This window comes from Colwellia sp. MB02u-9 (genome assembly GCF_014077085.1).
GTDB lineage: Bacteria > Pseudomonadota > Gammaproteobacteria > Enterobacterales > Alteromonadaceae > Cognaticolwellia.
In genome coordinates this window covers 97,702-109,940 of the sequence record NZ_JACGVF010000097.1, presented here as the reverse complement: position 1 = coordinate 109,940, position 12,239 = coordinate 97,702, and the positions used below count along the sequence as shown (strand labels likewise).

The 12,239-nt window shown below is 39.4% G+C and carries 8 protein-coding genes; all 8 read left to right on the top strand.

Annotated elements, in window-relative coordinates; translation table 11 throughout:
• The first annotated feature begins 130 nt into the window (after window positions 1-130).
• The 8 genes from H4J65_RS13560 to H4J65_RS13525 all read left to right on the top strand — a co-directional run bounded on the left by H4J65_RS13560 (window position 131) and on the right by H4J65_RS13525 (window position 11,690).
• Window positions 131-1,357 carry a sugar MFS transporter gene (locus H4J65_RS13560; RefSeq protein WP_182138206.1) on the top strand — a complete coding sequence of 409 codons (1,227 nt, stop codon included), beginning with the start codon at window positions 131-133 and terminating at the stop codon, window positions 1,355-1,357.
• 182 nt (window positions 1,358-1,539) lie between these two features.
• On the top strand, window positions 1,540-3,963 hold the full coding sequence (locus tag H4J65_RS13555; protein WP_182198544.1) for a TonB-dependent receptor domain-containing protein: 2,424 nt from the start codon (window positions 1,540-1,542) through the stop codon (window positions 3,961-3,963).
• A gap of 77 nt (window positions 3,964-4,040) precedes the next feature.
• Complete coding sequence (locus H4J65_RS13550; protein ID WP_182198543.1) at window positions 4,041-4,997, top strand: carbohydrate kinase; 957 nt, start codon at window positions 4,041-4,043, stop codon at window positions 4,995-4,997.
• A gap of 31 nt (window positions 4,998-5,028) precedes the next feature.
• Window positions 5,029-6,699, top strand: coding sequence for a glucose-6-phosphate isomerase (pgi, locus tag H4J65_RS13545; protein ID WP_182198542.1), 1,671 nt, complete (start codon window positions 5,029-5,031; stop codon window positions 6,697-6,699).
• Between the two features lie 235 nt (window positions 6,700-6,934).
• Window positions 6,935-8,281 (top strand): DASH family cryptochrome, encoded by a 1,347-nt coding sequence (locus H4J65_RS13540; RefSeq protein ID WP_182198541.1) that lies wholly within the window; start codon window positions 6,935-6,937, stop codon window positions 8,279-8,281.
• Window positions 8,282-8,287: 6 nt separating this feature from the next.
• Window positions 8,288-9,871 carry a cryptochrome/deoxyribodipyrimidine photo-lyase family protein gene (locus H4J65_RS13535; RefSeq protein ID WP_259367617.1) on the top strand — a complete coding sequence of 528 codons (1,584 nt, stop codon included), beginning with the start codon at window positions 8,288-8,290 and terminating at the stop codon, window positions 9,869-9,871.
• Window positions 9,872-9,877: 6 nt separating this feature from the next.
• Entirely contained in the window at window positions 9,878-10,063 is a 186-nt protein-coding gene (locus H4J65_RS13530) for a DUF2256 domain-containing protein (RefSeq protein WP_182184559.1), read from the top strand.
• 76 nt (window positions 10,064-10,139) lie between these two features.
• Window positions 10,140-11,690, top strand: a complete 1,551-nt coding sequence (locus H4J65_RS13525; RefSeq protein WP_182198540.1) for a cryptochrome/photolyase family protein — start codon at window positions 10,140-10,142, stop codon at window positions 11,688-11,690.
• The last annotated feature ends 549 nt before the right edge of the window (window positions 11,691-12,239 follow it).

The following is a 12,239-nucleotide window of genomic DNA, read 5'->3' as shown; positions in this document are numbered from 1 at the left end:
AAGAATAATTTTGCTTTTTCTTTAAAATATTAAGTATCAGCAGATGTTTTAAGGTTAAATAATCAATAAATCACTTTAGTTATTAAGCAACTAAAGCCAATATATATAAATATAATAAGAGGGGAAAATAATGAATCCATCGAGTAGCTCAGCAGTAGATAAATCTTCAATCGAGGACGCATCGATAACCCGTATTAAGCTTTTAACCTATATGATGTTTTTTGTTTTTGCAATGACCTCAGATGCCGTTGGTGTCATCATTCCTCAGTTAATTGAAACCTACAATTTAAACTTAACACAAGCGAGTGCATTTCATTATATCCCCATGATTTTTATCGCATTTAGTGGTTTGTTTTTGGGTTATCTTGCTGATAAGTGGGGCAGAAAATTAACCATTGTTATTGGTTTAATGATTTTCTCTGTCGCCTGTTTTATGTTTTCTGTTGGCGAGTCTTTTTACTACTTCTTATTTTTGCTAGCGCTAATTGGTATTGCTATTGGTTTGTTTAAAACTGGCGCATTGGCACTGATTGGCGACATATCTTCGTCAGGTAAAGAACATACGGCGACAATGAATAAAGTAGAAGGCTTTTTTGGCATAGGCGCTATTGTAGGCCCTGCGATTGTCAGCTACTTATTAATTTCAGGTGTTTCTTGGAAGTATTTATACATAGCTGCGGGTGTTATTTGTATTTTGCTGTGTTTGGTTGCAATGAAAACAAAATACCCAGTGACTAAACAACATGCGGCAGAAAAAATTAATTTAAAAAGCTCGTTTAAATTAATGAAAGACCCTTATGCTTTAGGGTTTTCATTAGCCATTGCGCTTTATGTCGCTACTGAAGTGGCTATATACGTTTGGATGCCAACACTGCTTGCTGACTACACTGGCTCGCTTGTTTGGTTAGCGACTTATGCCTTAACTATTTTCTTTGTCTTACGGGCAAGTGGGCGATTTTTAGGGGTTTGGATGCTTAAGCACTTTAGCTGGCAAAAAGTGATGTTTTGGTTTTCATTAGCGGTATTTCTTTGCTATTTAGGTACTGCTTTAATGGGGGTTGACGTCGCCGTTGTATTATTACCCTTGTCAGGTTTATTTATGTCAGTGATTTACCCAACCTTAAACTCTAAAGGTATTAGTTGCTTTAAAAAGTCAAAGCATGGTGCGGTTGCGGGGGTGATCTTATTCTTCACGGCGGTATCAGCTGCTATATCTCCTTTACTTATGGGGATTGTGAGTGATCTGTTTGGCCATGTTTCTTATGGATTTTATTTGGCAACATGCTTCGCCGGCTTACTGTTTGTCGCGGCAATCTACAATCTAAAAGTGGATCCTACTCAACATATACAAAATTAATTAATTATATTTATCATGTAATTAATTCAATAAAACCTATTGTACAAAAAAAAGACTTGCTAATATTTATATTTTTAACAATAATCAACTTAATCGATTAAGTTGATTGTTTTAATAGTAAACAACTTCGATTAACTATAAAAATATTAATACAATAAATTAACAGAACACGGGGTGAGACAATGAAAAAAGCTATTCATAAGAAATTTATCGTAAGCGCATTAGCTATGGCTATATGCTCTAGCTTAAGCGCAGCAGAAACAAACGTGACAGAAGAAGTAAAAAAGAAAGGTATTGATTTTGAGCGAATCGTCGTTACTGGCTCTGTTGGTAAAGGCACAACGGTTATGGAATCAAGTGTCTCGGTAAGTAGCATCTCTGCAGATCAAATTGAAATAGCGTCACCACGAAGCAGTGCTGAAGCATTCAGAAACATCCCAGGTGTTCGTGCAGAAGCATCAGGCGGTGACGGTAACGCTAACCTTGCAGTACGTGGTCTTCCTGTAGCCGCGGGCGGTGCTAAATTCATGCAAATTCAAGAAGACGGTTTACCCATTCTACAATTTGGTGATATCGCTTTTGGTAACACAGATATTTTCTTACGCATAGATTCTACAATGGCAACTATTGATGCTATTCGTGGTGGCTCTGCATCAACATTGGCTACAAATGCTCCTGGCGGCATCATTAATATCGTTAGTAAAACGGGTGAAGCTGAAGGTGGTAGCGTAGCGACAACATTCGGTTTAGATCACGACTCTACTCGTACAGATTTTCAATTTGGCGGCGAGATTAACGACTCAACCTATTTCCATCTTGGTGGCTTCTACCGTCAAGGTGAAGGCGTACGTGATACTGGTTATACGGGTAACAAAGGTGGTCAAATTAAAGCGAACATCACTAAAGAATTTAGCGATGGTTACGTTAGACTTTATTTTAAACACTTAGATGATACAACTACAGCATATTTACCTATGCCTGTTCACGCTGACGGTTCTTCAGTTGAAGGCTTTGACGCCTCTACTGGCACTCCTCATACCCCTTACCATACTTCAATGATTACAACGGATGGCGCTGGTAATGGCCGTCTTGCTGACATGCGTAATGGCATGAGCCCTAAAGTGGATTCTTTTGGTTTTGAAGCCGCATTTGATTTAGGCAATGACTGGTCTGTTGAAAACAGAATGAGAATTTCTCGCACTAAAGGTAGCTTTACTGGCCCATTCCCTGAAAGTATTCAAGGAAGCCAAGGCTTAGCTGACAGTATAGCGGGTGCTGGTGCAACATTAACTTATGCAAATGGTCCACAAGCAGGTAATGCTTATACGGCTGATAACCTTATGCGTATTCACTCGTTTGATGTTGAAATGACTAATCTTGATTTTATGGTTAACGATTTCAAATTAACAAAAACGATTAACGACTCTACCTTTACTGTTGGTTTATATAACTCGTCTCAAACTATTCAACAATCATGGTTATGGAACTCTTACTTATATGAAGTAAAAGGCCAAGATGCCGCACTTGTTGATGTAACGGCCGCTGACGGTACAGAATTTTCTCAAAATGGTGTAATTGCTTATGGTGTACCTGCATGGGGCAACTGTTGTACACGTAATTACGATTTACAATATGAAGTTACAGCGCCTTATGCTGCGTTTAGCACAAGCTTTGATAACATAAATATTGACGGTAGTGTTCGTTTTGATAGTGGTTCTGCAACAGGTTCTTTCTCAGGTGCAGCTCAATCTGCAGTTGACATGAACGGTGACGGTACTATACATCAAATCGAAACCAGCGTTTCAAATGTTGATAACGCTTCAGCTAACAACGTAAATTACGATTGGAACTACGTGTCTTATTCACTAGGTGGTAACATCAAAATCAATGATGATGTAGCCGCATTTGCTCGTATCAGTAGAGGCGCTACAGCTAATGCTGACCGCTTAGCTTTTGGTAAAATAGATGCTGCTGGTGTTGCCAAAGATGAAGATATCTATGATGAAGTTGATCAGTTAGAACTTGGTGTTAAATTCCGTCAAGATGAAATATCTGTCTTTGCAACGGCTTTCTTTGCACAAACTCAAGAGCAAAACTTTGAAGCCACTAGCCAACAATTTTTTGACCGTGAATATGAGTCAAAAGGTATTGAAATAGAATCTACATACTACATTGGTGATTTTGATCTACGTGCTAACTTAACGTGGACTGATTCTGAAATAACTAAAGATGTCATTAATCCAGATGTAGTTGGCAACACACCAAGAAGACAAGCCGATGTTGTTTACTCAATAACAGGTCGTTACAACTTTAACCAAGGTTCTGCGGGTATTAACTTAATTGGTACTACTGATTCATTTGCTCAAGATAACTTTGACCAAAACGACCCTAACGCACTTATATTAGACGGTTATGTTCAAACTAACGCCTTTGCTCAATACAACCTTTCAGATTCATTAAGTGTTTCTTTAAACATTAACAACTTATTTGAAACTGTTGGTATTACTGAAGCAGAAGACGCAACAGCGGCAACGGCTAAAACTATTATACGAGCAAGATCTATTCAAGGTCGTTCAGCGACTCTGACGCTTAAATACGATTTTTAATCTATAACTTTTTAAACTAATAGTACAAATAATAACAAGCCCATTTTATATGGGCTTTTTTATTCAAAGGTGATTTTATGCTTTCTTTACTCAGTTATGGCGAAGTGTTGGTTGATTTTTTACCAAGCTCAGCTTATAACCCAAGTTACACTCCGTTAGCGGGCGGTGCACCGGCAAATGTCGCTGTAGCCTATGCTAAATTAGGCGGAAATAGTTATTTTGCTGGCGGTATCAGTAGCGATGATTTTGGTACTATGTTAATGCAGCAATTACAAGATCAAGGGGTGAATACAAGTTACGTAAATACCGTAGAAAATGCCAATACAGCCATAGTGTTGGTGACCTTAGATGCGAGTGGCGAACGTGCTTTTAATTTCTATCGTAACGATACGGCAGATATGTATTATGAAAAAAGCCAGGTTGATAAAATAAACTGGCAAGATATTGCTGTTTTTCATTATTGCTCAAATACCCTCACCAATGAACAAAACCATGATAATACGCTTTATGCCTTAAAGCGCGCTAAGTCGAACAAGGTATTAATTAGCTTTGATGTTAATTTACGTCAGCAACTTTGGGCTGATTTAAGTTTATTACCTGCTCGGGTAGAAGCCTGTCTCAATGAAAGTGACATTGTAAAATTAAGTAAAGATGAAGCCAGCTATTTAGCGGCCATTAAAAATGTTGATATACCAGGCTATGTTAGCTATCTATTAACGCTAGGCGTTAAGCTGATCGTTATTACTGATGGCCCTAACGAGGTGCAAGTAACTTGTGCCAGCTACTCACTGATGATTGCTGTGCCTAAAATAACTGCGCTAGATACCACCGCTGCCGGTGACAGTTTTATTGCTAGCTTCTTATTTGCTCTCTCTCAAGATGCCGATATTAATCAAGCATGTTTATTTGATTTATTAGAAAACCAAACGCTTGTGTCATCAGCGGTACTATTCGCCAGTAAATGTGGTGCCTTAACTTGTCAAAAAATGGGCGCATTTGCTGCCTTGCCGTCAATTAAAGCGCTAGCGCTTTAATTGTTTTTTTATCAAATATCCGAGAATAAATATGGAATCTAGAACTTCCCTTGCCAGTTGGAAAAAGCTAACGCTTCATGCACAACAAATGAAAAAGTCTCATATGAACGACTTTTTCAATGAAGACAAACAACGATTTGATAAATTTTCTCTGTTATTACCTTCTATGCTATTAGATTATTCTAAAAACTTGATCACAGAAGAAACTCGCTCACTGTTAATTTCACTCGCAAAAGCATGCGATGTAGAGGCTTGGCGAGACAAAATGTTCAAAGGCGAGCGTATTAATGGCACAGAAGATAGAGCTGTTTTGCATACCGCCCTGCGTGATCAGCAACAAACGCCCATATTTCTTGATGGCGAAAACATCAATGAATGCGTTGCAAAATCATTAGATAAAATGCAAGCCTTTACCGAACAAGTGCGTCAAGGAAGATGGAAAGGCTATTCTGGCAAGCGCATTACTGACGTGGTTAATATTGGTGTGGGTGGCTCTAACTTAGGCCCTCAAACGGTTACTGAAGCGTTAAAAAAATATAGTGATGACAGTATCAATGTTCACTATGTCTCTAACGTAGATGGCACCCAAATTGCTGATGTATTGAAGCCATTAAATCCAGAGAAAGTCCTGTTTATTGTTTCTAGCAAAACCTTTACCACCACAGAAACCATGATCAATGCTAAAACGGCGCTGAACTGGTTAACCTCTGCTTCATTTGATAAAAGTGCTGTTGCTCAGCATTTTGTCGCTGTGACCACCAATAAAGAAAACGCGATGAAATTTGGTGTTGAAGCCGATAATATATTCGAGATGTGGGATTGGGTTGGCGGTCGATTTTCATTATGGTCAGCCATAGGCTTGCCAATAGCTTTAGACTTAGGTTTCGATAAGTTTATTGAATTATTAGAAGGTGCTCATGAAATGGATCAGCACTTTTGTCAGACTGAACTTGAGCATAATGCGCCAGTGATTTTAGCCTTACTCAGCGTCTGGAATTGTACTTTTCTAGGTTCACAATCACAGGCTATTTTACCTTATGATCAATCCTTACATATGTTATCTGCGTATTTGCAACAAGCAGAAATGGAAAGTAACGGAAAATCAGTTAACTGGCATGGCGAAACCATTAGCTATTCAACTGTGCCGTCAATTTGGGGCGAATTAGGCATTAATGGCCAACATGCCTTTTATCAATATTTGCATCAAAGCAATAATGTCGTGCCGGCTGATTTTATTGGTTCAATTGAAAGTAATACCCCTATTGAGGGACATCATGAAACACTGATGGCGAACTTTTTTGCTCAAACTCAAGCATTAATGCAAGGAGTAGATGAACAACAAGTTAGAGATGACTTAAAAGCCAAAGGCAGGACAGATGAGTATATTAATAAAGTTGCGCCACATAAGGTACATAAAGGAAATCGCCCCTCTAACACTATATTAATGAACCGTATTTCACCCCGTTCATTAGGCAGCTTAATCGCACTTTATGAACATAAAATATTTGTCCAAGGGATTCTCTTACAAATATGTTCGTTTGATCAGTGGGGAGTCGAATTAGGCAAAGGTTTAGCTAATAAAATTGAACATGATCTACACCGTGACAAAAACAATCCCGATCACGACAGCTCTACTTGGAATCTGATCAAACATTATCATAAGGTAAAATCAGCCACCGCTGAAACACCTGATAAGTCATAAAGCTGTATCTTGAAGTCGGGTGAGTATTCCTGTTAACAACAGGAATACAGGCTTAATAACAATGCGGTTTTTGAAGGCTTGAGTTGGCTTTTGATCCGCTTGTTTGATAGTTAACTTACCGCCATTGCAGCGCTTAATTCAATGGCGGCAAGTTAAAGCCGGCGATAATCGAATTATTTTGATCTAAGCGCTAGCTTTATGCGTATAATTTTTTTTAACTAATTGAATTATATTCATGAAACGTACCTTATACTGGGTGAATAAAGATCTTCGTATCAATGACAACGCCGCGCTTAACTTAGCCAGTAAAAGTGATCGTCTGCTTTGTGTATATGTTGTTGATAAACAGTGTTTTGAAGTAAATAATTTTCAGTCAAAACCGTTAGGTGATATCAGGTGGCAATTTTTACAAGGCTGTTTAGATGATTTTAACGAGAGCTTATTAAAGCTTAGACAAGAGCTGTATATTGTTTATGGCGATACCTTATCGACCTTAACTCGGCTCTGTGAAAACTATCAAATTACTGATGTAATCACCACGAAATTACCCGGCACTTATGAAAATAGGCTTATTACTCAGCTTAATGAGCGCCTGCCTGAGCTGACCATTAATCTGGTAGACCAATTTACTTTATTTACCGAAAACGCTTTGCCTTTTGAGCTAGAGCAATTGCCGGTGAGTTATTCTAAATTTCGCAAAAAAATGGCTGAAGTCAGTATTTCCAAGCCAGTGCCAAGCGTGCAATCTCTGCCTAGCATGTTTGACACCCTACCGGCGCCAACTCGTTTTAAGCCTGAATGGCTACCTAGTGTAAGTGCTATAAAGGCCAAGCAGGGCTTTGAGTTTGCAGGGGGTGAACAACAGGGCTTAAAGCATCTTAGGCAATATTTTTCATCAAATTCCCCCGCAGAGTATAAGCAAGTCAGAAATAATTTAGACGGTTGGGAAAATAGCAGCAAGCTATCGCTGTGGTTAAATGCTGGCTGTATTTCTGTGCGCCAAGTGATGAATTACCTGACTGATTTTGAACAGCAGCAGGGTAAAAACAGTTCCACCGAATGCCTGTATTTAGAATTACTGTGGCGAGAGTACTATCAATGGGTACATGGTAAAATTGGCGCTAAAACCTACCAATTTAAAGGCATTGCTAAACATAAACCCCTAACAACATTCTATCCTGAACGCTTTAATAAATGGTGCTTAGGCAATACCCCTTATCCTTTGGTTAATGCCTTTATGCATGAGTTAAGACAAACCGGCTATTTAAGTAACCGAGGACGTCAAATTGTCGCCAGTTGCCTAGTGAATGAACTCAGTGTTGATTGGCGCTATGGTGCTGCCTGGTTTGAAGAGCAGTTAATTGATTACGACGCTGCGGTTAATTGGGGTAATTGGCAATACATCGCCGGCGTAGGTGTTGACCCTAGAGGCGGCAGGCATTTCAATATTGAGAAACAAACCACACTTTATGACCCTAATGGTGATTACCAAGCTAAATGGATAGACGAAAGTCAGCAAAGTACTCAAGCCAATCAAGCATTAGACTCCGTAGATGCTTCAGATTGGCCGGTGCTACAGTAAGCTAGCATGACAGCTAATACTGTGGCAGCTAATCTCGAGTCAACTAATATCCTAGCAACTAATAGCCTGGCAGATAGTGCGGTCAATATTGTTTGGTTAAAGCGTGACCTGCGACTGAGCGATCATCAGCCGTTGAGCGAATCCATTCAGTCGGGTTTAACACTGCTGTATTACGTTTTTGAGCCTTTATTAATCGCAGACCCTCATTACGACGAACGACATTGGCGTTTTATTTGGCAATCAATTGAAGATATTAACGCCCAGCTCAGCGCTTTTAATGCCCAGGTTTATGTTTATTGTGGTGATGCGCTTGCCGGCCTTAATGAAATTCAGCAGCGCTTTAACATTACCGGTTTATTTAGCCATGAAGAAGTCGGCTTGTTGTCTACTTTTGAGCGCGATAAAGCGGTTAACAAATGGTGTAAAGCACACAACATTGTTTGGCATGAAAGTGCTTCAGGCGCGGTAAGTCGCGGTAAAAAAAATAGAAATAACTGGGACAAAGATTGGCGTAAGATCATGAAAGCTGAGTTATGTCAGCCAGCGCTATCTTGTAACACACTGGTCAATAAACAATGTTTAGAGCAGTTACCTGAGTTTATTTTACCTGTATCCTGGTCAACACCTGACGAGTTCATGTTAAAAGGTGGTGAGCTTTGGGCGCAAAAAATGCTGCAATCATTTTTGAATGGCCGAGGTAAAAATTATCATTTTGACATATCTAAACCGCAGGCAAGTCGTAAAAGTTGTTCACGGTTATCGCCTTATTTAGCTTGGGGCAATATAAGCTTAAGGCAGTTCTATCAAAGTATTCTAATACAAAGACCTCAAAGTGGTTGGAAAAGACCAATAGATGCACTGGCATCTCGCCTGCATTGGCATTGCCATTTTATACAAAAATTTGAAAGCGAACATCAAATGCAGTGGCGTCCGGTAAATCGAGCTTACAGTGATTTTAGCTATCCTGACCTTCACTGTGGTTTGAGTATTGAAACGCGATTAAATAAATGGAAAACGGCGCAAACAGGCTATCCGCTAGTTGATGCTTGCATGCTTTGTTTAATAAAAACCGGTTATATCAACTTTCGTATGCGCGCCATGTTAGTCAGCTTTCTATGCCATCATTTACTGCTAGATTGGCGGCTAGGCGTGAGGTATTTAGCGAAACTATTTCTCGATTTTGAACCAGGCATTCACTATCCACAATTTCAAATGCAGTCAGGGGTAACCGGCACTAATATCATCCGGGTTTATAATCCAGTAAAACAGTCATTGGAAAAAGATAAAGATGGCCTATTTATTAGAACATGGTTGCCACAATTATCAGAGTTGCCGAATGAAATTATTCATACCCCTTGGCAATTATCGCCAATGGAGCAGCAGCTTTATCAATGTCAATTAGGCGAGACTTATCCTTTACCTATGGTCGATATCAATGAAACAGGGAAGATTGCCCGCGATTTACTCTGGGGTTTTAGAAAACGATTTGACAGTAAAAAAGAAAGTCAGCGCATTGTCGCAAAGCATGTTCGAGCGACTAAAAAATCGACGAAAGCAAGCAAGCCTAAACCATTAGAAAAGTTAATATGATCAACGATGCATAAAAAATTATTCTTAGCCCATAAAAATTGTCTCACCTGTAAAAAAGATTTTCTATGGCGCAAAAAATGGCAAGCCAATTGGGCGCATGTGTTGTATTGCTCAGAGCGATGTCGGCGTAATAAAAACACGATTAATAGTGCACTTGATAGCGCTCAATCGAGAGTCAAAAAAAAGAGCTAAACTTAAATTAAGAAAAGTAAAGCAAAGCGCTAAAGCTTGGCTCTAGCCAGAGTTCAAATAAAGGTAAGGTAAATTCATGACGGCAAAACATCTCAGGCTTATATTGGGTGATCAACTCAACCCTATGCACACTTGGTTTGAACATATCGACGCTGATGTTGTTTATGTCATCGCTGAGCTTCACCAAGAGGCAAACTATACTAAGCACCATGTGCAAAAAATAACTGCATTTTTTGCTGCTATGGCTAATTTTGCTCAAGACCTTGAAAGTAAAGGCCATCGGGTTTGTTACCTGACCTTAGATGACAGTGCAGCATATCAAGATCTTCCACAGCTGATAAAAGCATTAGTTGCACGTTATGCTTGTCAAAGCTTTACCTTTCAACGGCCTGACGAATACCGCTTACGAGCGCAATTAGCTGGCATGTCAGCGCAGTTAGCTTTACCTGTGGTTGAAGTTGACAGTGAACATTTTTTACTGCCCTTTGACGAGTTACCTAGTCATTTTAAAGCGGCAACGCACGTAAGAATGGAGAACTTTTATCGCCTGATGCGTAAGCGTTTTTCTATTTTGATGGCGGGCTTAAAGCCAGCAGGTGGTGCATGGAATTTTGACGCTAATAATCGTCAATCATTTAAGCAAGCTGATCTCAAACTTATTCCCAAACCTTTGGTATTTGACAACTCAGCAGAGGAATATTTACAGCGTATAAAACAGCATAATATTAATACTATTGGGCATGAATCGGCCAATGTGGCTTATCCCATTAATCGGCAACAATCCTTAGTGTTACTGGATTATTTTTGTCAACATCAGCTAGCTAATTTTGGCAATTTTCAGGATGCAATGACGGTAGCTTCGCCCTACGCTTGGAGTTTATATCACTCGCGGCTAAGCTTTTCACTTAACTGTAAAATGCTCAGCCCCATGGAGGTAATTAACACCGCGATTATCGCTTATCAAGATTCTGAAGGTAAGATCACACTGGCGCAAATTGAAGGTTTTGTTAGGCAAATTCTAGGTTGGCGCGAATATGTCAGAGGTATGTATTGGGTGAATATGCCGAACTACGCAGAGCAAAATTTTTTAGGCGCTAAGCGTAACTTGCCTGATTTTTTCTGGAATGCAGACACTAAAATGCAGTGTTTAAAAAGCGCGATATCACAATCACTGGAGCATGCTTATGCTCACCATATTCAACGCTTAATGATCACAGGGAATTTTGCTTTGTTAGCCGGTATAGCACCTAGCCAAGTTGATGACTGGTATTTAGGCATCTACATAGATGCGATTGAATGGGTAGAATTACCCAATACTCGCAGCATGGCGCTTTTTGCTGACGGTGGTTGGATAGCAACAAAACCTTATGCGGCAAGCGGCAATTATGTCAATAAAATGAGTGACTATTGTAAAAACTGTCATTATAAAGTGAAAGAAAAAGTCAGCTCAAATGCTTGCCCATTAAATAGTTTATATTGGAACTTTATCGATCAAAACTATGACAAGTTTGCCTCAAACCATCGCATGAGCTTCCCTATTCGTAACTGGGATAAAGTTGATCCAGCGCAAAAAATAGCTATTAGAGAAAAAGCGGCCGCGTTATTAAATGATTTAGACAAGTTATAGATATACTCAGTAGCGGTGTTTTTCAAGGCAGTTGTAGCGTAAATTAAACGCTTTATTCCACAACATAGTTTGGCGATCTTTGTAGGTCGGACTTTAATCCGTCAACCGTTAAACGGGCAATTAACGTGATGGAACACAATTTTCTTGTAGGTCGGACTTCAGTCCGTCAACCGTTAAGCAAGCGATTAACGTGATGGAACACAATTTTTTGTAGGTCGGACTTTAGTCCGTCAACCGTTAAGCGGGCAATTAACGCAATGGAGCACAATTTTTTTGTAGGTCGGACTTTAGTCCGTCAACCGTTAAGCGGGCAATTAACGCAATGGAACACCATTTTTTGTAGGTCGGACTTTAGTCCGTCAACCGTTAAACGGACAATTAATGTCATGGGTTAACCAAATTTTGCAGCGAATATTATTCTGTTAAATAATTTCAATACCAAAAAAAGTTAAATTTCATTTAACCTGATGGACTAAAGTCCAACCTGCATTTAAGCCCCATAGAAGCTGCGGGTAATCATATAGCGTTGGGCGATTTTTTTGTAGGTCG

Coding starts and splice junctions, on each gene's coding strand:
- H4J65_RS13525 (WP_182198540.1), top strand. CDS start 10,140: ATGACGGCAAAACATCTCAGGCTTATATTGGGTGATCAACTCAACCCT.
- H4J65_RS13560 (WP_182138206.1), top strand. CDS start 131: ATGAATCCATCGAGTAGCTCAGCAGTAGATAAATCTTCAATCGAGGAC.
- H4J65_RS13540 (WP_182198541.1), top strand. CDS start 6,935: ATGAAACGTACCTTATACTGGGTGAATAAAGATCTTCGTATCAATGAC.
- H4J65_RS13535 (WP_259367617.1), top strand. CDS start 8,288: ATGACAGCTAATACTGTGGCAGCTAATCTCGAGTCAACTAATATCCTA.
- H4J65_RS13550 (WP_182198543.1), top strand. CDS start 4,041: ATGCTTTCTTTACTCAGTTATGGCGAAGTGTTGGTTGATTTTTTACCA.
- H4J65_RS13530 (WP_182184559.1), top strand. CDS start 9,878: ATGCATAAAAAATTATTCTTAGCCCATAAAAATTGTCTCACCTGTAAA.
- H4J65_RS13555 (WP_182198544.1), top strand. CDS start 1,540: ATGAAAAAAGCTATTCATAAGAAATTTATCGTAAGCGCATTAGCTATG.
- pgi (WP_182198542.1), top strand. CDS start 5,029: ATGGAATCTAGAACTTCCCTTGCCAGTTGGAAAAAGCTAACGCTTCAT.